This is a genomic window from Bradyrhizobium manausense (assembly GCF_018130615.1).
Lineage (GTDB): Bacteria > Pseudomonadota > Alphaproteobacteria > Rhizobiales > Xanthobacteraceae > Bradyrhizobium > Bradyrhizobium manausense_A.
Map to the genome: position 1 here is coordinate 109,729 of NZ_JAFCKB010000011.1, position 26,676 is coordinate 136,404.

Sequence of the window (26,676 nt, forward strand, 5' to 3'; positions counted from 1 at the left end):
CGCCACGCCCTGTCCCAGCGGCGGGTGCTTGTGGTAGAGGGCCCGCCAGCTCAGCCAGCCCCGGGCGGTGCCTCACCATCGTTAAATGCAATTCCAAATACTCCGCTAGTCTGAAAACGATGCCCAAGGGCTGATTGCGTCAGAGGCACTCACCTGTCGTCAGAGGTCGCGCGGCTCCTAGGCGCCTTGAAAACTCCGCTCTATTGGGCGACAGTCTTCACATTTTCAGAGAGCAATTTTTTGGGAGTACTGCGGATGCCCAAGATCCTGGAAGATCTATTGTGGTGCGCTGCCCTAGCGACATGGCTGATGATGTTTTGCGGATTTGTCATTGCGGCGCTGCGGCCACTTGCAAAGAGCGTTCGCTGCCGACTAGCAGATCGGGCCAAAGCGAAGAAGTCCGCGCTGAACCACTGATGTCTTCCCGCGATTACCGCATCGAGGCCGCGCGCGAGGAAGCGTGCTATTCGGAGGGCGGGCAATGATGCGGATGAACCGGGTCGGGCGGCGCACACTGATCTGCATGGCCGTGATTGCAGTGGCCGTTCTCCTGTGCAAACTGCTTGGCGCCCGAGCCGCGGACTGGGTCCTCGTGATCAGCATCCGCTGAGGAACTTCGTGATCCCCGTCCGGGGCGCCTCGGCGCATCCAGGGGAATCTCTTGCGCTCGTCCTGCGGTTGCGGTTGGATGCGGCTTTCGGGATTTATATTGTCATGGCCATTCATTTGATCGTGGCGAAAGTCCTTCGGGAAGAGCTTTCAGCCATTGGCATCCGATCGCTGACGGCTGAAGAATCCGAGACGATTGCTTCCCGCATTTTCGAACGCATCACCGAGCTCGAGCTCGAGCTTACCGCGCGGGACTTCCACTCTACGAGCCTTCAGAAAAGCCAACGTGACGGTCCGCGTGTTATGTCCGTTTACGATCCATTGCAAAGGAAGCTGAAAAGTGTGCGCGAGCCAGCTGTTCGGCTGACGTTTTCCGAAATCGAGGAAATCCTTGGAAGACCGTTACCCGCATCTGCATATAAGTACAGTGCGTGGTGGGACAATGAAAAGTCTCGCCCAGGTCACGCGCATTCCTTTGCGTGGTTAGACGCTGGATTTAAAGCGAGAGTTTCGATGAAGAAGCGGACGGTCGAATTTAATCGGACATGATTTCACGGAACGCCAGCGGGGGGTCAAAGGAGCGGATCAAGGTGAAGAACCGGAGTCATCCGGCAATGAGTCGGGAGTTGTAGGGCTCGCTGGATTCCAGCTGCACTCACGGAAAAGCCGCAGCGCGGTTCCAGCCCCACTGCGGCGTTCCCGGACGAATTAAACGTTGGTGCTTAAATCTCGCCGGTGTTCCTACGGTAGAACACCCCGTTCCGAAATTGGACTCCGGACTACTACCGGACTCCGGGGTTCCACGCATTGTCATTAACGGCGGACCATGGCAGAGGTGGCTTTCCAGCCCCCAATGCTCCTGGCTGCCGATCCAATTGCGGGATTAGAGCGCTGGGAGAGCTAGGCCCGCCAGTTGACCGGCGGGCCTTTTGCTTTGTGCTCTATCGCTTCAATCTGCGTCGGTGCGTCATGAACCGCTGCCGGTCGCGCTTGCGGTGGGTTCGGCGGCGGCGCTTCATTGCTGCGGCCTCCGCGAACGCTTCGTCGGATGTGCTGCCAGGAATTCCAGATCCTGAGCGATAGCGAACTCAATTCCGCTCGGGTGTGACACCAGTATAGCCGTGATCGCCGGACGCCAGCACTCTCCTCTTCCACGCGACATGGGCCCCGTGGCCAGCTGGCGTCAAAAGCTGCTTTGCGAGCGCGGACCGATAGTTCCGGTGTCGCGCGCCATGGAAAACTGCCCCCTCATATTGCCTCAGATGAGAATGTTACCGAAACGGAGCCCAGTTCTTGCCGGATCCGGCCTGCCGCGAGTCCGAGCAAGCCGCTCGCGAAGCGCGCCATCCATAGCGCTGTAGCGAGCGAGCGGCTTGCGGTGACTAGGCGAACGCACTTGTGGGGCCTTGAACCTCAGGCACGGAGCGTGGGTCGGTGCTCAACGTGATCTCTGCGCTGCCGATTAGCTGTCGAGCGGCCTTTGATCGCCAACTCTTCACCAGTCGCTGCACCGTACGCCGCTGATGGCCGCTGAACCGACCGGGCGCATGCGCTTCCAGCCGGGAGAGAAGATCGACCGCGGACAAGTGCGGAGCCGCAGCGAGCCATTCCTCAATGATGGGAATGTAGGGCTCGAGCATCGATGGCCGACGTGGCCCAGGCTTGCGCCGCACGTAGCGGCGCCGATGAATGCTCCGCTGCTCACCCTGTTTCCAACCATCGCCGAGCCCTCCGGCAAAGGCCGCCAAGTCGCTTTGCACCGACGCTACAGTCATCGCTGACTTTCCAGCCCGTTGATCGACCCGCTTACCCAGCTCATTCTGAGCGTCCCGCATCTGTGCCAGAAGTGCCACCGGATCAAGTGTCCGGTAAATCTCCCGCAGCCGACCTTTGAATGCCTCATTTAGCCTCGGGTGGACCAACGCTCTTTCGTATGGCGTAGCGGGAGGAAGATAGCGCTTGATCATCTTGGCACCTTCGCGGTGCTTCTCCTTCAGCTTAAACGAGGGCTGGAAGAAATTGACGTGCAGCCGTGCCGCCGCAAACAGGCGAGCTAATGAGCGAGCGGCATCAATGCCTTCAAACCGCCCGTAGCCCACCAAGCGGCGAACGATAGCTCCGTTCTTTTGTTCAACGAATGCCTGATCGTTCTTTTTGTAGGCCCTCGAACGGGTGACTTCGACATCGTGAGAACGGCACCACGTTACGACCGTGTCGTTCATGAAGGCGCTATCGTTGTCAAAATCGAGCCCCCGAACGGGCCAGGGAAATAGGTTCTGCGCGCGCTCGAGAGCTTCGACCACAAGAGCTGCTTCACGCACGACGAGCGGAAAGCATTCGGTCCACCCCGTTGCGATATCTACCATTGTTAGCGTCTGAATGAACGCGCCGGATACGGACATGCCGCCGTGCGCAACCAGATCCGCTTCGCAGTACCCCGGCGGAGGTGATCCCCAGTCATTGAATGTACGCACCGGGACTTGGCGCCGTAGGGCACTGGAAAAGCCCGCCCGCCGTCGGCGTCCTCCGGCTGCTGCGATCTTTACGTCGCTCAGCAGACGATCGATCGTCGCCGCGCTCACCTTCAAAACCTTCGACCTGTCATCGGCAGAAAGCTCCAATCTGCCGTGCAGTTCAAGAGCCGGAAGTAAAAATGGGATCATCGCGACGAGCCGCTTACTGCAGAGCCGGTCAGAGGCGTCCCATAGCACAATCAGTGCAACGCGAATGGAAGCTCCGTAGGTCCGGCCTCGTCGTCGCGGCACGGCCGATCCCGATGCCCTGTCCACCGACAGTGCTCGGATCGCGTGCTTGCGATGCCATCCCGTAACGGCACACAGCTCGTCCAGGATCCGTGCCTCCTCGAGCCGTCCGCTCGCCCGATAACGCTCCACCAGCGCTGATGTGATCTCGCGCTTTGCGCGCATGCTGATCTTCCCTGCCATACCCGCCACCGATCTGATTCGGCAGCTCCGCCCCAGACACGACAGGGAAGTTGTCCGGTAACATTTTTAATGAGGCAATGCGGGGGGCAGTTTTCCATGGCGCACGACAGGCCAGGGGTGAAGGACGCGCGGCGCGGGAAGCCAGCCGGCGACCAGCTTCGTCATCCGGTCCCACGTGAAGCCGTCTTTCTGGCTGCGCCGCCGAAGCGTGCGGCGCCAGAGGTCGGCCACGTAATGCCGGAACGCTGAGAGCGCCCGACTGTTTGTGGGTACGGCATAGTAGGCGAAGTGGCCTGTAACGACTTGCCTCAACCAGTGTCCCTGAGAGGGGATAGGCTGGTGCATTCTTTGCCGCAGCTCCACCTTGATTTCTTGCAGCTTCGCCCGCATGCGGTCGCGCCGGGTCTTCCGCTGTAGTTGGAAGGCGCCCCGTCGAGATTTGCCGCAGATGAAGGTGAAGCCCAAGAATGCGAAGGTCTCCGGTCTACCGATGCCGCGCTTTTTGCGCTCGGCTGCCGCGTGGCGGCCGAACTCAATCAAGCGGGTCTTAACCGGATGGAGCGAGAGCGAGAATGCCCCGATCCGCTTGCGCAGTGCATCGAGGAAGCGACGGGCGTCGTCCTCATGCTCGAAGCCTGCGACCAGATCATCTGCATAGCGCACGACGATCATGTCGCCGTGGGCCTCTTGCCGTCGCCAGCGTTCGGCCCACGGGTCAAACACGTAGTGCAAATAGATGTTGGCAAGGAGTGGTGAGATCACCGAACCTTGGCCAGTTCCACTGTCAGCTACGGATACGACCCCGTATTCGAGGATACCCGCCTTGAGCCACTTACGGATCAGACGGATGATGCGCTTGTCGCCGATGCGGTACTCTAGGAAGCGGATCAACCAGTCGTGGTTGACGCTGCCAAAGAAGTCCCGGATGTCGGCGTCAAGTATTTGGTTCACCTTCCGGCTGGAGATCGCCACCGCCAAAGCATCCAACGCAGCGTGCGGCCCTCGTCCAGGTCGGAACCCATACGAGAACCCGAGGAAATCCTCTTCGTAGATGGCGTTGAGCACCATGACGCATGCGCCCTGGACGATCTTGTCTTCCAGAGCCGCGATTGCCAGCGGCCGTTGTCGACCATCCGCCTTTGGTATGTACGTCCGGCGCGATGGATGAGGCCGATACGCTCCCCGATGGACTCTTCGGTGCAGATCCTCGAGATTGCACTCGAGGTTCACCTCATAGTCCTGCCAGGTCACCCCGTCGACGCCAGCAGCGGCTCTTCGTTTGAGCGCGTAGAATGCTGCTGAGAACGTGTCGACGTTGACATGGTGGAGAAGCGCGGTGAACCGCTCCTTCTTCCTTTGCCTTGCGGCTTGCCGTACGCGGTTCAGCGCCTGGGTCACGCGCGCCCGGATCTGCGTCCGGTGCGTGCTTTGCTGATCCGCGTTCCTCTTGGTCCCTGCCCTTTGCTCCGCCACCTCCGCTGCCGGAGGCCCGGCTTTGTTCGGCGACTTCTCGGCTACTACGGCAGAGTCTGACTTCTCCGGATCGTGCATCGGCGGCTACGACTCCTCGCCTTCCCACCGCGGACCGTGCCGCCCAAGGGGGCGTTCGGCCGACCCGGAGATCTCCCGGTTCCCGTACGAGGAGCGTGCGTGCGTGCCAGGTTCTTCGACCACGCCGGGTCACCCAAGCGCTTGCGATGACGCTCTTGGGCATGTTGCCTTCCGCTACACAGACAGCGTCGGCACCCTGAATCAGTTTTCTATCGCGGCTCAATGGTTGGCCTGCACGTCCCCCTGCCGATGCTTCGCCGGCATCCTCGCGGAGGCCTGCGCACGGTTTGGGGTCGATGCGGTTCGCTATTCCTTCATCGTAGTGGACTTGCACCACCTACTCCTTGCCGGTCTCCCGGCGCACGCGTGAAAACGCTCTGTTTGGAGTGATTCGCGCGATAAGATTCCCTGCGTTTGCGGGGGCATCCAATGAAGCGCTTTGTTGAAGGATTGGATCGCGGCCAGAGCACATTGTTTCCGGCATCGCTCGATGACTATGTTGCAGAGGACAACCCGGTGCGAGCGGTCGACGTGTTCGTCGATGGTCTCGATCTCGACAAGCTCGGGTTCATTGGAGTCCAGCCATTCGACACGGGCCGACCCAGCTATCACCCGAGCACTATGCTCAAGCTCTACATCTACGGCTATCTTAATCGGGTTCCGTCGAGCCGATGCCTGGAGCGGGAATGCCTGCGCAATATCGAGATGATCTGGTTGACCGGGCATCTGGCGCCGGACTTCAAGACGATCGCGGACTTCCGCAAGGACAATGGCAAGGCCATCCGTGAGGTCTGTCGCGAGTTCGTCGCGCTGTGCCGCAAGCTTGAGCTGCTCAGTACCGCGAGCGTCGCCATTGACGGATCAAAGTTCAAGGCTGTCAATGCACGGGATAAGAACTTCACCGAGGCCAAGATGAAGAGGCGTTTTGAGCGCATCGATGAGAGCATCGCCCGGTACCTCTCTCAGCTTGAAACCGCCGATCGGCATGGGGATGCGGTCCCAGAGGTGAAGGTTGAGCGGTTGAAGGGCAAGATCGAGAAGCTCAAGGAGGAGATCGTCCGGCTCAACGCGATCAACGCGGAAATGATGAAGAGCAAGGACAGGCAGATCTCGCTCTCCGATCCTGACGCACGCTCGATGGCTACAAGTGGCAAGGACACCGGCATCGTTGGCTACAACGTGCAGATTGCTGTTGATACGCAGCATCATCTTATCGTGGCTCACTATGTGACCAACGTGGGCACCGATCGCCACCAGCTTGCCGACATGGCCGAACAGGCCCGTGCCGAGATGGCTGTCGAGACACTCGAGGTCGTTGCTGATCGCGGCAGCGAACAGCTTCGCGCCTGTGAGCAGGCCGGCATCACGGTCACATTGCCGAAACCGCTGACCTCAGGCGCGAAAGCCGCAGGTCGTTTTGGCAAGCAGGACTTCGTCTATCTTGCTGCCGAGGACGTCTATCGCTGCCCTGCTGGCGAACGGCTGACGTACCGCTTCACCGGCCAAGAGGACGGTAAGATGCTGCGCCGTTACTGGACGACCGCCTGCCAAAGCTGCGCGCTCAAAGCTCAGTGCACGACCGGCCCTGAGCGGCGCATCGCGCGGTGGGAGCACGAGGCCGTGCTGGAGAAGGTTCAGCAGCGGCTCGACCAAGACCCCAACAAGATGACCTTACGCCGCAAGACGGCCGAGCATCCCTTCGGGACCATAAAGGCCTGGATGGGTGCCACGCACTTCCTGATGCGAAGACAGCACAAGGTTGCGACCGAGATGGCGCTGAACGTGCTCGCCTACAATATGAAACGTGCAATAGCGATTTTGGGTTGCCGAACCCTGCTGGAGGCGATGCAGACGTAAGGAGTTTGTATCCGAGCCAACTCTAGCCGCGAAACCGATCCCGGGCCTCTCGACTTACCAGTCGGCAAAAGGGTTATCACACAGCCTGGGCCATTTCCGGACTCATGCACCGCAGCAAACGGCAACTCTATTCGATCACCTCGTCGGCGCGAGCGAGTAGCGTCGGCGGCACCGTTAGGCCGAGTGCCTTTGCGATCTGGAGGTTAATGATGAAATCGAATTTGGTCGGCTGTTCGACCGGTAGGTCGCTCGGGTTCGCGCCGCGTAATATTTTATCGACGTAATCAGCACCGCGTCGGAAAAGGTCTGGAAAGTTTGGACCGTACGACATTAGACCGTTCGCTTCGGCGTACTCCCGAACACCACCCATCGTCGGCGGCCGTGCCTTTAGCGCCAAGTCGTTGATAAGGGCGCGATTGGTGGTCATGAGCGGGTCTGTCTGGACATAGAGTGCTTGTGCGCGGCCTTTAGCCCTTCTACTGTGGATGCAACATCATCAGCACGCTTGATCTGCGAAGTCACAACATCAAAACCGAGCGTTCGCGCAGCCGCATGAAGCTCGCTCGCCTCCGCCATGGTGTTTGGATTGGCGGCGTTAGCTAAAAACGCCAACCGGCGGAGCGCCGGATCAAGCTCCCGCAGAATGTCCAGTCGTTTGCCCGCAAGATCGTTGCTCTGGAGCGACAGGCCGGTCACGTTGCCTCCGGGGCGCGCCAAGCTTGCAACCAGATTATTGCCAACTGGATCACCGGCTGCCGCGAACACAATAGGAATGACAGATGTCGCCTGCTTGGCTGCGATGACGTTTTGAGTTGCGTGGGTAAAAATAATATTCACATGCATCCCAACCAAGCCGACCAGAAGCTCGGCCGAACGCTCAAAGCGCCCCTCCGCCCAACGGTATTCAATAATGATGTTGCGACCCTCGGCCCAGCCGAGTTCATGAAGACGCTGCACAAAGGCTTCAGTCGATGACTTTTGCGTCGAAGCGGTGTTTGCACCTAGGAAACCGACGACCGGCGGCTTGGCAGTCTGCTGCGCACGGGCCGTCAACGGCCAAGAAGCCGCTGTTCCGCCGATGAGTGTGATGAACTCGCGCCGCCTCATGCTCGCTACCAAGGCTCACGACGACGCATCTTATCGGCTCAAGCGAATATTTTGCTCGGGGCTGAAACCAAAATCGAAGCATTGCCGCAGTGCAACGCCAATGTCACAGATGGGTCACGAGCGCCCTTCGGAGGGGAAGAAGGGTTGCTTCCGGTCTACCCCAACAAGCTGACCTGAGTTTCAGCATCTCCATCGACCGGAATGGGCCAGAACGCGGCATCAGCGTCACGGCGGCGTACTAGCCTGCGCCCTTTGGACACTACTGATCATCTGCTGTGCCCACGCCGGATTGTGGGCCTTGAGCGGTTCCAGCACCCCGCCGGGCTGCCCTGAACTGCCGAGCATCTGTAGCGCGCAGCGCCGTGCTTCGTCCCATTTTCCAAGCGCCGCATAACAACAGGCGAGCACTTCCAGGCTAGTCCGCCAAGTCGGCCGGACCTGCAGAGCGCGCGCTGCTGCTTCCAGAGCCGCTTCCGCGCGTCCGGAGAAAAGCCGCGCCAGCGCAAGAATGTTGAACCAGACGAAATTTTGTGGATCGTAAGCGCTCAGTCGCAACCCGCATTCAAGAGGCGCAATTGCGTCCGCTGCGCGTCCGCTGAACAGGAGAGCCATTCCCAGGACTAGATGACCTAAGGCAAAGCTGGGGCTGATTTCAATCGCTTTTCTGGCGGCGCTAATTGCCTGCTCGAACTCGCCTGCATATGCACTGACGATCGCAAGCGAGTAGTGTGCATAAGGATTTCGTCCGTCCAGCTGAACGGCCAACAAAGCTGCTAGAGTGCCTTCGTGCAAATCTGCCGCACGATTGTCCGACCAGCTATAGGCGACCAGGCCGGCGCTGACTCGACCGAGCCAAAGATGCCCCTCTGGAAGTTCGGGATCGAGCCTGGCAGCCTGACGAAAAAGCTCCCGGGCTTTCAGGTGATTCTCGAGAGTCACCTGGTGAAAATACCATGTCCCCCGCCGTACGATGTCCCAAGCCGTCATGTTGCCCGTGTGCCGAGCAGCCGCTTGCGCGCCTTCTGTTTTGAGCAGCTCCGGTTCAATAGCGCCCGCTACACGTTCTGCGATTTCGTCTTGAACTGCAAACAGCTCGGTCAATTCGAGGTCGTAGCGCTCAGCCCAGATATGCTTTGCTGATGCGGCCTCTACGAGCTGTGCCGAAATCCGGACCTTCTGAGCGGACTTGCGTACGCTTCCCTCGATCAGATACTCGATGCCGAGCTCCTGAGCGATCTGCTTTGCGTCAAACGCTTTGTGTTTGTAGGCAAAGCTTGAGTTGCGAGCGATCACTGAGAGCCAGCGAAACCGCGTCAGAGCGGTGATGATATCCTCGGTGATGCCATCGGCGAAATATTCTTGTTTTTTCTCGCCGTTCAAATTGAGGAACGGCAGAACAGCGATCGACGGCCTATGCTCAGCCGCCTTCGTCTCAGCGGTCTGTTGCATCGGTTCCGTTGCCGGCCCGACGAACCGATAGCCGACTCGTGGAACCGTGGTGATCCAGTCTCCCCCTTCTGGAGTAGCGCCAAGTTGCTTTCTCAGCGCGGCGATCTGGACCGAAAGATTGCTCTCCTCGACTGCCGTGTCGCCCCAGGCCGCCTGCAATAATTCGTCTTTCGTCAGCACTCGATCCGGGGAGCCGATCAGCGTCTCAAGCAACCGAAAACCCTTGCTGCTGATGGCTACAGACCGGCCCTCTCGAAAAAGGCTTCCGCGTCGTCTATCAAGGACAAATGGGCCGAAGGCTAAATCTTTAGACATGCCGCGAGACTAGCGGGTTTTGCAAATTTTCGGAACATTTCGGCTTGGCGTTCAAGATTTTTCGAGAGCTGATGGGAGAATTTGGTGCGTGGATCTCTCACCATAGGAGGGTTAAATGACGGTCCTTGAAGTCACCCAGAGCAAGAGCACCGCGATTGCTGCGGCGCATAAAGCCTCTGTCGTCAAGAACGGCGCTGGCTACCGCGCAGAACAAGGCAGCGATTACCAGCCCGGAGTGAGCGCAGAAACAGTGGGCTCACGATCGCTGTGGCTCGGGATGATCACGCTTCCGGCCGGGAAGCGAACGCTGGCACACGTGCACGAGTACCATGAAACTGCGCTCTACATGCTCAGCGGCGACGAAATGGAACTATGGACCGGCGACCAACTTCAATATCGCGACATCGTGCGTCCAGGGGATTACATTTTCATTCCCGCAAACATGTTGCACGTTGCGGTGAACCGAGGCGCACAACCCGCAGTGTTCATTGGCTCGCGCAACGAAGCGACAGCACAGGAAAGCGTCGTTTTAAGACCTGAGATGGACCGCAAGGTGCCGTAGAAATCTCCACGGGGCCCCCGCTGGATCAGATCCAGCGGGGCTTATGCAAAAGCGAATATCGACTGTGTTAATCTTGTTGGGTGCGCTTATCGCCGCGATTCTCGCGCGCTGATCTGCCCGCCCGCCGGGTCTCAGTTACGTCCGGTTTGACCTCAACTGCTGACACCCCGGAGGCCCTTGCGATCTGCGCCTTCGGGCTACAAGCCGTCATTCGACGCTAACACGTTAGTCCGTTCACGGTGGCAGAAATCCTGCTACCTTGATCCGACGAGTTCGGTGCTAGCTGCGGGTTGACGGGATCGGGCGAAAACGAAACGAGATGTCACGGGTATCTCCGCTTCGGCTCGACCGTCCTGGCCAATTAGGATCAATCCGGCGCCGCCATTTGCCACATTCAGAATAATTGGCTCGCCGCTCCATGTCTTGATCGGCTCCATTCCGATGATGAGAAATTCACCGATGGGCTGGTCGAAATATTGGATACGCAATTGAGGACCCACTTCGGCCGCAGCAAGTCCAAGGCCGAGCTGTTGGGCGCGCGCGTAGACGTCAGCCAATGTAACGCTATCGGACGTGAACCCAAGCTGGGCTGGCGATACATTGGCAAGCTCCACATTTGTCTTCTGCGAGCCAACGGTGAACGTCGGACGAGCAAGAATTTCAGCAGCCTGACCACCGACATTGCAGCCCTTACTATCCAACTCGTTGCGCAGCGTAAGAGAGTCGGCAAAGGCGCCGATTGTAATCGTCTTCCATGTCGCAACATCGCGAGCGGACCTGATAGGATGTTGGGACGCTGGAGCTGAGCGCGTCTTAAGTTTTAGCTGGTTCTGCAAGACGTCTCTAGCTGTACATTGAGCCCAAGCGACGTTCGCGAATTGAAGGACGAATGCTGCACATATCACGGGTGTCACTAAGTGACGGCCCGCTTGTCCTACAATTGGAAGATCACTGCCTGCCTTGCGAGCGGCTCGGTTTGTCTGAATAGACATGACGAAATCGCTTTTTGGTAACGCTTGACTGAAAAAGGCCCGCCTCCGAGTCTGGGGAAGAACGGAGGGGAATGACGTCCATGAACATTCCCCGGCCGACCTAGAAATGGGTCCGAAGGCGGGGCCTATGGCTCAAGTATTCCAATTTCCAAAAATGGCAGGCGGCAGTCCGTAAACCTGTGATCACCTGCCCCATCAGACCTAAGAGGAATGATGTCATAAAAAGATAGCACTCAGAGCGAATTCGTTCAACACCGAAGGTCGGATGTGGATCATTCGCGTCGATTTGCCCGGGTCTCAGCTATGTTGGTCCGAAGGCGAAGATCAAGGGCGTCCGGGGCGTCAGCAGTTGTGAGGTCAGACCGGACATACATTGAGGCCTCGGAGGAAAACCGCACCGGACACCCACCTTAGCACTTCGCGAAATCAGGCGTCAGAGAGGTGGCACCCAACCGACCCGAGACCTGCAATGTCGTCGAAGCGTTGTCGTTGTTGCTGTCTGGATTTGATGTCGAGCAAGTTCAGCAGCGTTGCAGTGGCGATCATCGCCACGATGCCATGAATCTGTAGTTCCGAAGCGTCAGCCAAGTTCTGATGTCGTTGGGACATGGTCAAGAAAGATGCACCTCAGCGCGATGCCCCGATAGGCAGATCCGCAGGTCGCGGCCCTGGCCTTTCCGCTCCGACAGCTCGCCGACCGCTAACCTGGGGATGGTAATTTGGTCGCGCATCCTCTCCTGGGAGACGAAATGCAGATTCACGACTGTCGTATTCCGGGACTGGTTTTGGTTGTCAGGGCCATCGCCAACACCGCTCGCCGGACTGAGGCTAAGCGGTCCCAAGCTGGGCGAACGCACGACGCTGCGGTCGTAAAATTTCGAGCGATCATGCCGGCCGATTGCCGCTTGGGCTCCTCGAGCCAATAGCTTTCATACCAGGAGCGATCGACTTGAAGGAAGCGCATCGCGAGGTCGTGGTCTCCGGGAGACCGATGCGAACAACGAGTTGGCATGGCACTCTCCTTGCATTTATCGGACGCCTCGCGGGTCGCTACCTCGGTTCGAGGCGACGTAGTCGATCTCGCCACGCGAAGTACCGATGTCCATCAGTTCCCTATCACTTAGATCGGACAGAGCGGCGCGTAGCCCCTCGCGTTCGCGCCCTTCTTGAAACGCTTCCCAATATCTTTCCAAAAAGCTGACGACGCGCCGTCCAGAAGCCAGCCGTCTGTCACATCCTAATGCTCTATAGGTTGTGCTCATTGTGCAATCTCCGGAGTCCCAACTCGGGCCGGCAGACGCATTATCGCCGCCGCCTTGTTTGCGGGTGCAGTCCTACAATTAGGTTGTGATGGCAGCGAAGCAGATGACCACCGAAGCCATCACACCAGCGAGCGCCGCCGTCGCCTTATCGCTCTGACAAGCCGACTGTGGTCAGCTTCACGGTCGTTGCCGTCGCTGTCATGCTGGGTCGCGGCGTCAGGACGGCGATCTGATGCGGAGACGCCGGCATCCCGCCGTACATCAGCGCTGGGGTCGCCGGCTGTTCCTTAACATCTTGCGCTCCCATTACTGCGACCTGATGTCGCGTGATCGGAAGGCCTTTCAATTCAAAGCTTGGAGGCTCTGCGGCCCCTGCCCGGGAGCCGACTACCATCACTGCCGCAACAGCGGCCGCCAAGAACATTTTCTTCATGGCAATCCTCCTCCTCAAACCAAACAGAATATTCGCACCACAATTTCAAAATGACTAAATCAATTCGCCCGCGTGTAATGTGAGCCCTTTCACAAGCTAGCTCCGCCGGTCGAGGTTAGGGGCCCATTTAAGTCCAGGTGTGACCGAGGGCTACCGGTGCAAAGTACCTCTGCATCGACTTGCTCCGTTCGTTACTCTTGCCTTTCGGTAAGCCGATTGAGACATGATGGTCGTCGCCGCGGTGAGGCGAGGCTACGCCCAGGAACGGCACCGAGCATTGAGTTTTGCCAATGTATGAAAAAAAATCTGAGCGGTGGGATCGGCCCATCGCCGGCATCGCATGCCACATCGCGCCAGGAAGCCAGAGATGGGCTACTCGCCCTTGATGTCGCGCACAAGCTTCTCTAGACGGCCGATGTCGGTGACCCGCAGGTTACGTCCCTCGCGACGCAACAGACCGATCGAAGTGAGACGGCTTACCTCCCGAGAAACTGCTTCTCTATGAGTGCTAACACGGTTGGCGATGTCGGAAAGCGATGGGGCCGGCGACAACAACGGTTGCGCTCCGTCTCTATCAGCCTCAGCCGCCAGACGGAGCAATTCCGCCTGAATTCGGTTTTGCACAACAAGTGTGCTGAACTCGAGCACGCGTTGCGACAATCTTCTCAGTTCACCCGCGATGTGGCGCAACGTTGCCATTGCGACGCTTGGCTCGTTGAGCAGCAGATTTTCAAACTGACTAGAGGTCAGGGTCGCAACGGTGGCTGCCTCCAGTGCCTCGATCGATGCCGATCGTGGGCTCCCGTCGATGGCAGAAATCTCACCAAAAATGTCGCCCGTCCTAAGGTCCCTAAGGATGATAGCTTTCCCACGTGCCGAGTGGATGATTGCGCGGACCCTGCCGGAGACAAGAAAGAATACATTGTTCGAAGGATCGCGATACCCGAGTATTTCTTCACCGCGTTTGTAAGTATGCCACCTGCACGTCTTGGCGAGCTCCTCCAAAGATACCTGCGATATACCAGCGAGGATCTGGACGCGCTTTAAAAACTCCAACTGCTGGCCAGGGTGCATGGGGCTCGTTGCCTCGGATAGTACTCAATCCGCCGATGGGAATCTGGACCCCGATCATCCCATGTTACGAGCACTGCTTCCAAAAGCAGAACAATCGAGGCAAACACTCCGGCTCTCCCTCGCCGAGCAGACGTCTTATTGAATTACACCGTCGCCATCGCAACCGCGAGACGACAGCACTGACCAGAGCCAAGGTCCGAATCGGATCATGATCCATAAGGCTCGGATTGAACAAATGTTTTTCCGGTCGCCCCGACACCCGACATCAGGGAAGCGCACCGAATCTTTGGGTCGCGCCAGTTCGAGACCTTAGCATGTGCAGCGAAGTGCGTGCGCCGAACTCGGTCCTACTCGATCAACTCGTCAGCGAGGGCAAGCGGCGAGGGTGGGATGCTAGCCGAGTGCATTGGCCCGTGGCCAATGTTATCGTCGACCCGCAACGACACGGTTACTGGCCTCGGCCGGCCGATGCCCGGCACGGGAGGATCGTCATGACGGCTGCTGAAATCCCCGTCGTACCGGTGTCCGAGCTCGAGCATCGCACCCACCTGCGCCGGGCGGTCATCGCCAGCACGGTCGGCACGACGATCGCATGGTACGATTTCCTGCTGTATGGCCAAATGGCCGCGATCATCTTCGCTAAACTGTATTTTCCGTCGTCCGAACCGCTCACCGCCACGCTGCAGGCGTTCGCCACTTTCGCAGTCGGCTTTGTCGCTCGACCGATCGGCGCGGCGATCTTCGGCCATTACGGCGATCGCATCGGCCGCAAGGCGGCGCTGATCGCGACGCTATTGCTAACTGGCTTGTCGACCTTCCTGGTAGGCTGCGTCCCGACCTATGAGCAGATCGGCGTTTGGGGCGCGGTCTTGCTGGTCGTCCTGCGGTTTGTTCAGGGAATCGGTGCCGGCGGTGAATGGGGCGGCTCGGTCCTGATGTCGATGGAGTGGGCGCACACCAACCGGAATCACGGGATCATCGCGGCTTGGCCGCAATTAGGCGGGCCGGCCGGGTTCTTCTTGGCGACCCTGGCGATCCTGGCGTTCAGCCAGATGTCAGGAGAAGAGTTCCTGAGCTGGGGCTGGCGCGTCCCGTTCTGGCTGAGCATTGTTATGTTCGCAATCGGCTTGTGGATCCGCCTCGGTATCCTCGAGACACCGATCTTCGAGCGAGTGATCGCCGAGGAGCGGGTGGCGCGCGCGCCCGTCGTCGAGGTATTCAAACGCCAACCGAGGGAGATCGCCCTCACCGCGCTCGTGCGCATGGGCGAGATGGCGCCGGTCTTCATCTACCTCGCCTTCATCTTCCCCTACGGCACACAGGTCGTTCACCTGTCGCGCGACTTCATTCTGATAGCGCTTCTGATCGGCTCGTTCATATCGTTCTTCACGATCCCGTTATCCGGCTATCTGTCTGACCGGCTCGGCCGCAAGCGGGTTTATGTTTTCGGCGCGGCCGCCACTGGGCTCTTCGCGTTTCCCTATTTCGCGATGCTCAACAGCGCTGTGCCCGGCCTGGTGATCATGGCGACCATCCTCGCATTGTTTTTCCATGACTTGATGTGGGGGCCGCTGGCAGCGCTGACTGCCGAAGTATTCACGCCCCGCCTGCGCTACAGCGGCGCCTCGATCGGTTTTCAACTGGCTGCGGTGGCTGCCGGCGGGCCGGCGCCGATGATCGCGACAGCGCTATTGGCCGCCACAGGTTCGGGCTATGTCATCGCGCTCTACATCTTCGGCTGCGCGATTGTCAGCATTGTCAGCACAGCGCTCCTGCCGGACGTCAAGGATCGCGATTTCGCGCGCGATCACCTTTGACGCGATAGGTCGGGCCCCAGCGGAGACCTAGATTCATCGTGATCCACCATGGGCGCCGACCTCCGAAGCCGGACCCGCAGGCCGGGCGCTCCGCTTCCTCGGGTTACTATTGCGCCGACTCCAGCACGACCTGTCGGTGGCCCTCAACAAGTCTGGCGATTCAAGCTGCGCGCCGGCTTATCCACCGCGCCGCATATCCCAGTGTTGTGCACCACAACAAACTCGACGCATCGATGTCGCAGATGGGTCATGAGCGCCGGTTTAGTCCTGCCGAATGGTTTCCGGTCAGGCCCGATGAGCGGACATCTTCAGTGCTCATCGCAAGCCTCAAACGAGCCGCGAGGCGACATACGCCGACCTATTCGACCGGCCCATCGGCGCGGACGGAATGTTGCCGCCTACTTGTCCGCTACAATTCTGAGACCGCCGAGCTTGCGCTCTTGAATGAGATCGACAAACCGAATGTAGGACTCGTGAAATGCGTCGTGTCCCACGGGCGTTCCGGACTGCCGCGCTTCCTCGCGGAGCCGTTGGTACATGGCGAGCCGTTCTTTGAGAATGGGCCTCCATTCTTCGGTCAAATCAGTGATCGAAAGCACCCTCAAGCCAACGCCCTCGACCAGGTGCCGGTAGTCCGAAATCGAACGGAGCGGCTGAATTGCCATCCCGTCCCACATCAGTTGCGCGTCCGCGGCTGCAAGCGGTTGATTGGCCACCCAATCCGTGAAGGCCAATCGGCCCCCTGTCCTCAGAATGCGTTTGGCTTCGGCCAGTGCCTTTGTCACATCCGGGATGTGACAGAATGATTCCTGGCTGACGACCACGTCGACGCTCGCGTCGGCCAGTGGGGCGTCCATCACGTTGCCCTCAACGATCCGCGCCGTCTCCTGAAGGCCGACCAGCCTGGTCAGTTCTTGCGCACCTGCAGCGCGCACAGGAGTAAATTCGACGCCGGTGACGTTGGCTCCGTATTTGTGAGCGAGATAGCGTACGGTCCCGCCAAGACCCGCGCAAAAGTCGGCGACGGCCGTTCCGGGACCGATTTGCGCGTGTCGCGCTAGTTCGTCCGTGGCGTTGAGACCACCATAGTGGTCCTGGTCGTGCGCATACAGGTCTTCCGGGCGCAGGTTGTCGAGATGACCGCGGCTTGCTCGCAGTTTAGCGATGATGATGTCGCGCGAGATGGGATGACGATTGTAGAAATAAAACAACTGCGAGGGGGAGTCATTCATGAAGACTGCTCCAAAGTTCAGATGGACGGCCGGGAAATGACGCGCCTTCGAAGTGCCAAGCGCCGGATCGACAAATAAATCCCGAAAAATCAAATCAAGTTTAGCGAGCACGATGCTAGGGGCGCAAGTCTGAGTTCTCTGCCGAAACGTGTTGCTAGCTCATGTGGGCTGTGGGTCATTCGCGTCGATTTGGGCGCGTCTCGGCCAGGTCCGGTCTGGCCCTGAATGTCGACTAACGCGGCGCCATCGCGACGTGCACGCCGCTCCATCCGTGCAGAGTGAGCCGGAAGCGGCTCCTGCGGCGTACGATCGGTGCTCTTGACCCGCAGTGGGCGTTTCAGACAAGAGCACCGCATCAAGCAGTCGACCGCGACCAAGCCGAGAAAGCCCGTATCGTCTTTGCGCGCGGATGGCTTGACCTGCTCACCACATAGAAGCTGTAGCCAGGCAGGCTCAAATTGAATGCTTTCACCAGCGTGCCGCCGGCTAGTTCTTGTGCCACCAGCACATCGCTGAAAATCCCGACTCCCTGGCCGGCGATCACCGCCTCGATGGCGTGCAGCTCCTCGCGGAAGCTCAAGTGCTGCATGTCCTTGTATTGAGGGACCTCGCGCCACCTGCGCTTGGCCGCAGCAAGCCATCTCTGCCACGTGGGAGGCTCACGATCGGCCGGCGACCAATAGGAATGGATCAGAACGTGATTTGCGAGATCGACTGGTCTCTTCAGCCGTCCTGTCGAAAGCAAAGCTGGATTGCAGACAGGCCAGAACATATCGCCGAAGAGTTCATCGACGATTCCGTCTGTCGGCTGCACTCGGCTGGTTGCATAGCGGATGGCGACATCGCCATCTCCGGCTTGCAGATCGAGCACTGTGTCTGTCCCAATCACTTCTAGCGGCACATTGGGATGCAATTTCCGCCACAGAGGCAGGCGGGGCACGAGCCAGCGGCTGGCGAATGCGTTAGTTGTTGTCACCCGAAGGGGCTGCTGGTCGTTATCCTTCTTGACCGCCGCAACGGCTGCAGCGAATACCTCGAGCCCACCGCGAATGGCAGGGAATAGCTGCGCTCCGGCATAAGTCAGCGAAAGAGGTCGTGGTCTCCGCCGGAAAAGAGCGCGACCGCAATACTGCTCAAGCAACCCGATCTGGTGGCTGATCGCCGTTGGGGTGACGCCAAGTTCCTCGGCCGCCTTCTTGAAGCTAAGATGGCGGGCAGCAGCTTCAAACGCGCGAAGTTCGATCAGCGGCGGCAGCTTGTGCATGCGACTAGTCTAGATGAAATTAATTCATCGTCAGCTGAATTCTTCGGATTTGCTCCGTGCCGGTCCAGGATTGAGGAATAGGTGGGTTCAACCGAGGAGACCGTGTCATGTCGTCCATCGCATCTGTCGCCAGCGCTGCCGCAGACCTCAGCGCCTCCTTCCAAGGACAACTACTCATGCCAGCGGACGAGGGCTACGATGTGGCGAGAAAGGTTCACAACGGGCTCGTCGACAAGCGGCCAGCGTTGATTGCCAGATGCCACGGTGTGGCCGACGTCGTGGACGCCGTTGCTCTTGCCACCAAGCTTGGCCTTGAGGTCGCCGTTCGTGGCGGGGGCCATAATGTCGCAGGTCGCGCGACCATCGACGGCGGGGTCGTGATCGACCTCTCGCTCATGAAGGGCGTCCGGGTCGACCCCGTCGCCAAGACGGTGTGGGCGCAGGGCGGGGTCACCTGGGGTGAGGTCAACCGCGAAACGCAACTTTACGGGCTTGCGGTCACCGGTGGCGTGGTCTCGACCACCGGGATCGCCGGACTGACCCTTGGCGGCGGATTGGGCTGGCTGATGGGCAAGTATGGTCTGGCACTCGATAATTTGCGGGCTGTCGAACTCGTCACCGCCGAAGGAAAGGTCTTGCGAGCCAGCAAGCAAGAGGAGCCGGACCTGTTCTGGGGTCTCCGCGGTGGCGGTGGAAACTTCGGGATCGCCACCAGCCTCGAGTACGACCTTCATACCGTCGGTCCAATCATTACCGGCGGCCCGATCATCCATCCCATCGAGCGCTCGCGTGACGTGCTCGAATTTTTCCGGGCTAGCGCACGATCGCTAACGGACGAGCACACGCTGTTCGCGACCCTGACGCACGCGCCTGACGGGTCTGGCGCGGAAGTAGCCGCCTTGGTCACCTGCCACTGCGGACAGCCGGCCGACGCCGAGCGAGCCGTGCGGCCGCTTAAGCAGTTCGGTGCTCCGATCATGGATCTCGTCGGGCCGATGCCCTATTGCCAGCTCAACAGCATGCTCGACGCCAACTATCCCAGAGGCGCCCTTAACTATTGGAAATCGAACTTTCTCAAGGAGCTGAGCGATGCTGCAATTGCGACCATGACCGATTGTTTTGCGCGCTGCCCGACTCCGATGGGGCAGCTGCTTCTTGAACACATCCACGGCGCGGCGACCCGCGTTGGCGCGGGAGATACGGCCTTCCCACATAGGCAGAAGGGCTATAACTTCTTGGTTCTCGCGCAATGGATGCAGCCTAGCGACACAAACCGCTGCGTCGCCTGGGCGCGCGAAACGTATGAAAGCATGCGACCCTTCTTCGCTCCCGGCCGATATGTGAATTATCTCGACGACGATGAGGCACGCGACTCCGTTGTCGCTGCCTACGGCCAGAATTACCGGCGTTTGCAGCAGATCAAAACGAAGTACGATCCGAACAACTTCTTTCGTATGAACCAGAACATCCGGCCACTCGCCTGATCACGAGAGAGAAGCTCGCATCTCTAATCAGGATTCGGGGTCAAGTTCATGGCCCATATGATGTGGCAGACTCGCTCGTCATTCCGGAGGGAGGACTGAAAATGGTCGTGGTGTGTCGACCGGCTCGGATGGACGACTTGAAACGAGCAGAAGAGATCGTTGTTGCCAGCATCAATGAACTCACTGAACGGCGGGGCTTCGGAAAAATGGCATCCTCTCGTCCTCCGAATTTCCAGGCTTTCTCGCTAAGGGACGACACCGAAGGCCTATGGGTCGCAGATGACGATGGAGAAATAGCTGGCTTCGCCTGGAGCTGGGTTTGCGGTGAGCTTTGGTTCTTAGCACAGTTGTTCGTCGCGCCTGATCGCCAGAGCGACGGCATCGGTAATGAGCTCATCCGAAAGACGTTCGCTCACGCGCAACTGCGCGGAGCATCCATTAAGGCGTTGATCACCTTTACGTTCAACAACGCGTCTCAGGGGCTTTACATCCGTCACGGAATATTCCCGCGCTTTCCGATCTACATGGTCAGCGTGCCTCGTGACCGCCTTACCTCACGGTTGGCTGCGGCGCGGTTACATCTCGAGCCTATGAACATGAAGACAGCCAGATTCGATGAGCTCGCGCTCATTGATGCCAATGCTCTCAGCGTTTCTAGAGAGAAGCATCATCGATATCTCCTGGGAGACAGCACGACGAGCGCGTTCACCATCCATGCTGGTGGCGAGTACGTGGGATATGTCTACATTTCTGATGGACACATTGGCCCGCTTGCGGTCCGTCGGCCAGATCTCGTCGGTCCCGCGTTTACGGCCGCACTATCGTTCGCAGCAGAAAGCAGTTCTCCAATCATTTCGGCCTTCGTACCAGGCGCGAGCGAGCCAGCGCTCAAAATAGCGACGGACCACGGAATGCGTATAACGTTCCCGATGTTGTTGATGTCGAACCGGCAATTCGGGGATTGGATCTGCTATTTGCCGCGCAATCCCGGATTCATGTAGGGGTTTCACCCGTTGAAAACACGCAAAATCGGCGCGGCTGGCACTATTTCCTACATCGGAACCGCGGCCTTTTGGAAATGGACGTGCGGCTATCGCCTTGTAAGTTCTTGTAGAAGAGGCCCAACTCGAGTCAATGGGAAGAACGGGGGGGAAACTCGCATAACCGACGATTGGGCTAAGTCGAAACGGCAATAGATCTGAAAGCAACGCGGCCCATCGACCCTGGTGAAGATTGTTCTGCATGCTGATTGAGGGAAGGGGCCTTTGAATTTCTGTTGCTACAGCCCACGGGGCGGCTTCGAGGTAACCTTGCAAAGTGGGACTCGTTCGGGAACTTCCAGAGCGAAGGCTGCTCAGAAGCCCGCATGCTGGCTTCCTCCTATTGGCATCTCTGTTTTAAGAAGACTTGTCAGGATGGCCACGATCAGAAACACTGCTTGTCATTTCAGGAAGTATTTCTAGGAGCGTGTTATGCCTAAGACATTGGAAGCCCTGTTGTGGTGCGCGGCCCTCGCGACTTGGTTGATGCTTCTCTTCGCGCTCATGCGCGAGCGATTGAGGCCTGTTGAAAGGATCGTCCGTCGGTTGGTCGCCGAAGCGTTCAGGGTCAAAGCCGAATAATTTGCGGCGCTCTGAAGAGTACGCAAGTAACCAGGCGGCAAGCACGTATCAGGCGGGGCGCTGGCCAGCCCCAACCTTGAACGCGATAGGCAGCTTCAGTCCATCGGCTGATCTATAGACACTGGCGCGACGTTCGAACGCTGCGCGGATCGCGTCTCGGCTTGCCTGATCTTGATTTCTTATGAGAGCGCCGGTGAGAACAAGGCTGCCCAAGCCGCCTTGCCAAAGGGCCTCGGTATCGGGGATTAAGTACGATGTGGTATGTTCTGTGACCTTCACGTCCGTGAGGCCAACTCCGTGGAGTAACCGGAGGAATTCGCCCGAGTTCGAGTAACGAAACACGTTATGGCCCTGTGGTACGTCCAGCGGTGCCGACACGCCAATGTCGGCAATGGCTTCACGGAAGATGCCTTGAATACGTTGGCGCGACGGATCATCCCACCACGCGAGTGCAACGCGTCCGCCGCGCGACAAAACTCGTACGCACTCTGCGACGGCAAGTTCTGGCCGTGGAAAATGTCCAAGGCCAAAAGCGCAGACCACGGCGCCAAACGTTTGATCAGGAAAGGGGAGATGTTCTACGTCGGCCACACGATATTCGATCTTCGGATAAAGTCGCTGCGCCAATTCTATCATCCGCGGCGACAAGTCGATGCCAACTGCACGCACGCCGCGATTTGCCGCCTCGGCTGCGAGAGCGCCCGGTCCAGTCGCGACATCCAGCAGACGCGTACCGAGGCGCAGATGCGCCGCTTCGAGAAGCGGATTGATCGCGAGGCCGGTGATCGCGGAAAAGAAGTCGTGATAGCTCGTCGCCAGCGCATCATGGCCGTGCCGTTCGAAGGCGCGCAGCCGCTCCGCATCGTTGCTTGATAGCTCTGCGCCAGACATGATCCGCCTCCTTCAAATTGATCTTACCCGCCAGTGCAGGAATCATCTGCTCCTGCACTTGGCAATATGGTCGATCACCGGCTCGCGGGCACGCTATCCTTGGAGATGCGCTGGCTCAAGCGGCACGAGACACAAGTCGGAGACGAGTGGCTTGGACCGTCCGAACTGACACAGGACGGGACTGTCGACGTAGTGGCTGACGGTCAGAATTGGCGGCGCTGGCGCGCACTACGACCACGTTACAGCGCTCTCCCAGGGCCAGAAGTCCGCGAAGACTTAGTCTCAGATCGACTGCGAAGGTTCACCGGCCGCTCAAAAAATTATTGGCTCCTCAGCGCACGTACGCAGCCATAGGATCGACATCAACCGGAGCCAGCAGGTTTAGTTGCATAGCCACATTTATGCTGGAGCACGGAGGCGGGCTCTGCTTTGAGGGCGCTGCGGCCGCGGATCCGAGGCCTTGCCGGACCGGCCAGACTAGAAGTTGATACTGGAGATCATCAGCACGGGAGGGAAGCATGCCCGCAGTCGTCGTTCAATACGTTTCCAAGCCGCGGCCCGGCAGCAGCCTTGAGACCATTATGCAGATATCAAAGGAAGCGGCGGCACTCTGGAGAAAGCACGGTGCCGAAGTGAGCTACTGGTCCGTGGTTGGCGGCGAAATCGGAAACCTTGTCTTCTCGGTTCGGTTCGATAGTTTTGAGTCCTATGGACGCACCATGGCCGCGATCGCAAGCGATCCGACCACGATGGAATGGCAAGCCAAACGGCTGAAGGCCGGACAGGCGGAATGGGTGCGAGCTAACACTGCATTTGAAATTGAGATCTGATGGACTGACTGAGAGGCGAAGTAGGCAGGGGGCCTCGCCCTAGGCTATTCTGGCGAGGCCGATCTCACTTGCCGTAATGAGGCGGCGAGTTGAACAAGTGCTTCGCGGCGAGCCGCTCCGCAATCCCCGCAGCAGCAGGGATTGCGGCTACACTCTCCTCCGCTCTCCCGATATCTCAGCTGCATGCGCCGCTCGGAGCGCCACACCGCGCGACAGGAGAATACGAACTGTGCGCTAGGAATGCTCAAGGCGAATTCGTGCGGGATGCCGACGACGCTCGGCAGATCGAGTTTGGCGCCGTGAGGAGACAAATCTCGCACGACGCAGCTGAAGGCGCCGCCTGGAAACTCTATCATCCCGGCCTTGAAGACACGCTGTCGCGGTTCTGTACGGTTTTCCATGGCGAAATTGTAGGCGCGGTCTCTAAGAGATCGATGAAACTTGTCGACGAAACTGAGGCGGACTTCCGCAGGTCCCGTACAAAGTTTATTTACCCTGCGGAGGAACGGCTGGGTGACGCGAGTCTTAGCGGCTTCTTAGGAAGAAGCTAGATCTACAGGGCTGACATTAGGATCTCGAAGTCACAACACGCCAGGAAAACTCGAATGGAGCTCGACCGGATATCAATCGGGCCGGAAGGGATCAGTCCTCCGGCAATCCTGCTTTGCGCAATGCCGATTCCACGTATGCGCGCTGCTCCACATATGCAGGATCGTCGGACAGATCAGTGGCTCGGAATCTTGCAAGGCTGGTGTAATTCGTATTTAGGCGACCCGCTGCTGCGAGTGCAGCGCGCGCAGCTGATAAATCGCCTTTCACAGCCAATATCGCGGCGTAATAAAGCTGGGCATACGCCAGTCTCGGATTTGTCACCACCGACCTGCTAAGCCAAACCAGGGCTTCGTCATCGCGCCTGAGCAGGATCATTGCTCGTCCCATTTCGAACTGCCAGGTGCCTAAACCCGGGTCGCGTGGACTGAGTTCAATAGCGCGCTCGAAAAGCGAGATGGCGTCAACAGATTTCCCTGTGAACACGAGCGTCTCGCCAAGAAAGATCGTGGTTGTTGGTATATTGCCATTGATCTGCAGTGAAATCCTGTAGTGCTCGGCGGCTTCCTTCTGCCGCCGCTGCGCCTGAAGGACCCGGGCACGCAATGCGTGAGCTGCCGCATTGTTCGGATCAAGCCTGATTGCGTCCTGTGAGAGCTCGTCGGCCCGACGCAAATCGGCTATTGGGTCCGTCGATTGTCCATTGATAACCAGATTAGCAATTGTCAGGGAAAGCCCTGTCATCGCTCTGAGCGTATTCGGGTCAATTTCAAGCGCATGCTCAAACAGGCGCCGAGCTTCCTTTCGTGTCTCAGGCGTGGTCGGCTTGTACACGGCAGCCCAACCCTGCAAGGCGAGATCCGACGCGGTGGGATTCGTCTGGTGCTCCAACTCGATACTTCGGGCCGCGATAACTACCAGTTCCAAACCCAACATGCGAGCGATGCGGTTCGTAATGTCATCCTGCAACTCCAGGAAGTTAGTGCGCGGACGATCGAACCGGTCCGACCAGACATGGCCTCCGTTTCCGTATCGATGAGCTGCGCGTTGACTCTAACCTGATCGCCCACGCGTTGGACGCTGCCTTCGAGCGCGAAGCGGACCCCGAGTTCACGCCCGATCTGGCGGACATCAATCGACTTGCCCTTGTACGTGAATGCCGTGTTGCGCGCGATTACAAAGCTGCCCTGAATTCGCGAGAGGTCGGTGGTAAGACTATCGGTTATCGCATCGGCGAAATAATCCTGCCCCGGTTCGCCACTGAGGTCGTTGAAAGGAAGCACGACAATGGATAAGCGCGGGGCTGTTTTGGCTTGCGGAGCAATTTTGGATTGAACGAACATTGAGGTGATGCTGGCCAAGCCAAACATATACCATGTACCCCCAATGAACGCGGAAGCGAGGGTCGCGGCTGCCGCCACTACCAAAAATTTGGCTCTTGGCTTCGCAAACTTGGGTAGCCGTAGGCCGGCCGGATCAATTAAATAGACCTGCACTGGCTCCGCGATGTTTTTTAAACGTCGTTTGCCCCAATCGTGTACGGTGATGACAATCTTGCCCTTTACCTGTTCGTAGGCTGCGCGCGATAGGCAGATGCTGCCAGCAGGCGCAATGTTCTCCAACCGAGCGGCCACATTGACCCCGTCGCCCATCAGGTCGCCGTCGGGTTCAACCACGACATCCCCTAGATTGATGCCGACGCGGAATCTGATCTCTTTGTTCCGAGCCATGCCGACATTTTGGCTTATCATTTGGCGCTGCAACTCGATCGCGCACCGGACGGCATCCACCACGGACCCAAACTCTACCAGCATTCCATCGCCGGTCGTTTTAACGATGTGACCTTGATGCGCCGAGATTAACGGATCGACAACGTCTTTCCGCAATATCCGAAGTCTGGTGATGGGTCCCTTCCTCGTCGGCTTCTGTCAGCCGACTATAGCTGGCCACGTCCGCGGCCAAGATGGCGGCAAGTCTCCGTTCGACGTGCTGCTCGCGCAAAGTCCATTCCTCTGCATTTGTTAGAAGTCTAGCACAACGTGAAACCTGCAGAAGCCTGACACATCGTCGATCGGACGGTGCATTGCATGAGCCAAAAATTGGGCCGTGGGCTACGTTTGCTTGGACCGTCGGGATGTCTGTGGGCGGAGATGAGCCGAGCAAGGTCATGCTGGCTGAACGGGGCAGCCTTCTCACGCCAGACTTTCGTGAGAGCCTTGTCTGCTGTCAGTCGTAAGGTTTAGTCTGTCATGTGACAGGTCGGTGCGCCGAGACGAGAGCGCCCCCTGAGGTATTTGCTAAGCAGTGTATTGGATGATTGCAGACCGCATTTTGGGAGGCGCGACACCATGACCAGCTTTCGACTTGCGCTCAGAAACGCGATCTTTATCGCTATCGTTACGTTTGGCTTTACGACGGCGTCACGCGCCGAGATGCAATCGTTGACCCGCGACGTCATCTCCCCGCCCTCGGCAACAACCCGCGCCCCACTGCCGATCTCGCCAGGGGTACGGGTCGGCGATATCATTTACGTCTCCGGACAAGTCGAACTCGATGCCCCAGATGTCACTGGCCAGACGACGAGCGTACTTAAGAAGGTCCAGGCCGTCGTCGAGGCGGCAGGCTCGACCATGGCCAAGGTGGACAAGTGCACGGTGTTTCTGACGCGCCAAGCGGATTTTGCGCCTATGAACGAGGTGTGGCGCACGTTCTTTCTGAAAGACCCTCCTGCGCGCACCACGGTTATCGTCGCGGCGCTTGCGCGCGCAGAGTTTCTGGTCGAGATTGAGTGCATGGCGCACCGTTAGGGCGCGTTGACAGAGTTCACGTGG

23 protein-coding genes and 1 pseudogene are annotated in these 26,676 nt (G+C 58.7%); 10 read left to right on the forward strand and 14 right to left on the reverse strand.

Annotation, left to right across the window (positions count from 1 at the left end; genetic code table 11):
- Positions 1-255 precede the first annotated feature (255 nt).
- The 3 genes from JQ587_RS21470 to JQ587_RS21475 all read left to right on the forward strand — a co-directional run bounded on the left by JQ587_RS21470 (position 256) and on the right by JQ587_RS21475 (position 1,158).
- Positions 256-417: a hypothetical protein gene (locus JQ587_RS21470; protein ID WP_212426574.1), complete on the forward strand. Its 162-nt coding sequence runs from the start codon at positions 256-258 to the stop codon at positions 415-417.
- Between the two features lie 64 nt (positions 418-481).
- Entirely contained in the window at positions 482-610 is a 129-nt protein-coding gene (locus JQ587_RS36935) for a hypothetical protein (RefSeq protein ID WP_283815648.1), read from the forward strand.
- A 104-nt stretch (positions 611-714) separates the two neighbouring features.
- Complete coding sequence (locus JQ587_RS21475) at positions 715-1,158, forward strand: DUF7662 domain-containing protein (protein ID WP_212426575.1); 444 nt, start codon at positions 715-717, stop codon at positions 1,156-1,158.
- A gap of 833 nt (positions 1,159-1,991) precedes the next feature.
- Here the strand turns inward: JQ587_RS21475 and JQ587_RS21480 are convergent.
- Both JQ587_RS21480 and ltrA read right to left on the reverse strand, forming a co-directional pair.
- On the reverse strand, positions 1,992-3,554 hold the full coding sequence (locus JQ587_RS21480) for an integrase catalytic domain-containing protein (RefSeq protein ID WP_212426576.1): 1,563 nt from the start codon (positions 3,552-3,554) through the stop codon (positions 1,992-1,994).
- 66 nt (positions 3,555-3,620) lie between these two features.
- Positions 3,621-5,105, reverse strand: coding sequence for a group II intron reverse transcriptase/maturase (gene ltrA, locus JQ587_RS21485; protein ID WP_212426577.1), 1,485 nt, complete (start codon positions 5,103-5,105; stop codon positions 3,621-3,623).
- A 429-nt stretch (positions 5,106-5,534) separates the two neighbouring features.
- On the opposite strand from ltrA, the gene JQ587_RS21490 reads away from it, so the two are divergent.
- Positions 5,535-6,962, forward strand: coding sequence for an IS1182 family transposase (locus JQ587_RS21490; protein WP_212426578.1), 1,428 nt, complete (start codon positions 5,535-5,537; stop codon positions 6,960-6,962).
- Positions 6,963-7,089: 127 nt separating this feature from the next.
- On the opposite strand, the pseudogene JQ587_RS21500 reads toward JQ587_RS21490, so the two are convergent.
- Positions 7,090-8,069: pseudogene (locus tag JQ587_RS21500) on the reverse strand (ABC transporter substrate-binding protein).
- A gap of 225 nt (positions 8,070-8,294) precedes the next feature.
- Entirely contained in the window at positions 8,295-9,833 is a 1,539-nt protein-coding gene (locus JQ587_RS21505; protein WP_212426580.1) for a winged helix-turn-helix domain-containing tetratricopeptide repeat protein, read from the reverse strand.
- 115 nt (positions 9,834-9,948) lie between these two features.
- On the opposite strand from JQ587_RS21505, the gene JQ587_RS21510 reads away from it, so the two are divergent.
- Entirely contained in the window at positions 9,949-10,395 is a 447-nt protein-coding gene (locus JQ587_RS21510; protein ID WP_212426581.1) for a cupin domain-containing protein, read from the forward strand.
- A 254-nt stretch (positions 10,396-10,649) separates the two neighbouring features.
- On the opposite strand, the gene JQ587_RS21515 is transcribed toward JQ587_RS21510, so the two are convergent.
- The 4 genes from JQ587_RS21515 to JQ587_RS21530 form a co-directional block, all read right to left on the reverse strand.
- A complete protein-coding gene (locus tag JQ587_RS21515) occupies positions 10,650-11,231 on the reverse strand; it encodes a hypothetical protein (RefSeq protein WP_349629522.1) in 582 nt (193 codons plus the stop codon).
- Positions 11,232-11,813: 582 nt separating this feature from the next.
- Positions 11,814-11,975, reverse strand: a complete 162-nt coding sequence (locus JQ587_RS21520; protein ID WP_212426582.1) for a hypothetical protein — start codon at positions 11,973-11,975, stop codon at positions 11,814-11,816.
- Between the two features lie 440 nt (positions 11,976-12,415).
- Positions 12,416-12,649 carry a DUF1127 domain-containing protein gene (locus JQ587_RS36940; protein ID WP_212426583.1) on the reverse strand — a complete coding sequence of 78 codons (234 nt, stop codon included), beginning with the start codon at positions 12,647-12,649 and terminating at the stop codon, positions 12,416-12,418.
- Between the two features lie 805 nt (positions 12,650-13,454).
- Entirely contained in the window at positions 13,455-14,156 is a 702-nt protein-coding gene (locus JQ587_RS21530) for a Crp/Fnr family transcriptional regulator (protein ID WP_212426584.1), read from the reverse strand.
- A gap of 491 nt (positions 14,157-14,647) precedes the next feature.
- Between JQ587_RS21530 and JQ587_RS21535 the strand changes: the two genes are divergently transcribed.
- Positions 14,648-15,973 (forward strand): MFS transporter, encoded by a 1,326-nt coding sequence (locus JQ587_RS21535; protein ID WP_212426585.1) that lies wholly within the window; start codon positions 14,648-14,650, stop codon positions 15,971-15,973.
- A 398-nt stretch (positions 15,974-16,371) separates the two neighbouring features.
- Here the strand turns inward: JQ587_RS21535 and JQ587_RS21540 are convergent, their stop codons facing one another.
- Positions 16,372-17,316 (reverse strand): class I SAM-dependent methyltransferase, encoded by a 945-nt coding sequence (locus tag JQ587_RS21540; RefSeq protein ID WP_212426586.1) that lies wholly within the window; start codon positions 17,314-17,316, stop codon positions 16,372-16,374.
- A 244-nt stretch (positions 17,317-17,560) separates the two neighbouring features.
- Positions 17,561-18,469, reverse strand: coding sequence for a LysR substrate-binding domain-containing protein (locus tag JQ587_RS21545; RefSeq protein ID WP_212426587.1), 909 nt, complete (start codon positions 18,467-18,469; stop codon positions 17,561-17,563).
- A 107-nt stretch (positions 18,470-18,576) separates the two neighbouring features.
- On the opposite strand from JQ587_RS21545, the gene JQ587_RS21550 reads away from it, so the two are divergent.
- Complete coding sequence (locus JQ587_RS21550) at positions 18,577-19,953, forward strand: FAD-binding oxidoreductase (protein WP_212426588.1); 1,377 nt, start codon at positions 18,577-18,579, stop codon at positions 19,951-19,953.
- 128 nt (positions 19,954-20,081) lie between these two features.
- A complete protein-coding gene (locus JQ587_RS21555; protein WP_249154433.1) occupies positions 20,082-20,954 on the forward strand; it encodes a GNAT family N-acetyltransferase in 873 nt (290 codons plus the stop codon).
- A gap of 669 nt (positions 20,955-21,623) precedes the next feature.
- On the opposite strand, the gene JQ587_RS21560 is transcribed toward JQ587_RS21555, so the two are convergent.
- Positions 21,624-22,466 (reverse strand): class I SAM-dependent methyltransferase, encoded by an 843-nt coding sequence (locus tag JQ587_RS21560; RefSeq protein WP_212426590.1) that lies wholly within the window; start codon positions 22,464-22,466, stop codon positions 21,624-21,626.
- Positions 22,467-22,984: 518 nt separating this feature from the next.
- On the opposite strand from JQ587_RS21560, the gene JQ587_RS21565 reads away from it, so the two are divergent.
- Positions 22,985-23,296: an NIPSNAP family protein gene (locus JQ587_RS21565; RefSeq protein ID WP_212426591.1), complete on the forward strand. Its 312-nt coding sequence runs from the start codon at positions 22,985-22,987 to the stop codon at positions 23,294-23,296.
- A 44-nt stretch (positions 23,297-23,340) separates the two neighbouring features.
- On the opposite strand, the gene JQ587_RS21570 is transcribed toward JQ587_RS21565, so the two are convergent.
- The 3 genes from JQ587_RS21570 to JQ587_RS21580 all read right to left on the reverse strand — a co-directional run bounded on the left by JQ587_RS21570 (position 23,341) and on the right by JQ587_RS21580 (position 25,731).
- Positions 23,341-23,697 (reverse strand): PilZ domain-containing protein, encoded by a 357-nt coding sequence (locus JQ587_RS21570; RefSeq protein ID WP_212426592.1) that lies wholly within the window; start codon positions 23,695-23,697, stop codon positions 23,341-23,343.
- Between the two features lie 241 nt (positions 23,698-23,938).
- Positions 23,939-24,781, reverse strand: coding sequence for a tetratricopeptide repeat protein (locus tag JQ587_RS21575; protein WP_212426593.1), 843 nt, complete (start codon positions 24,779-24,781; stop codon positions 23,939-23,941).
- The gene (locus tag JQ587_RS21580; protein WP_212426594.1) at positions 24,760-25,731 is read right to left on the reverse strand and encodes an adenylate/guanylate cyclase domain-containing protein; all 972 of its coding nucleotides are present in this window, start codon (positions 25,729-25,731) and stop codon (positions 24,760-24,762) included. Before JQ587_RS21580 ends, JQ587_RS21575 begins: the two co-directional genes overlap by 22 nt.
- 462 nt (positions 25,732-26,193) lie before the next feature.
- On the opposite strand from JQ587_RS21580, the gene JQ587_RS21585 reads away from it, so the two are divergent.
- The gene (locus JQ587_RS21585; protein WP_212426595.1) at positions 26,194-26,652 is read left to right on the forward strand and encodes a RidA family protein; all 459 of its coding nucleotides are present in this window, start codon (positions 26,194-26,196) and stop codon (positions 26,650-26,652) included.
- The last annotated feature ends 24 nt before the right edge of the window (positions 26,653-26,676 follow it).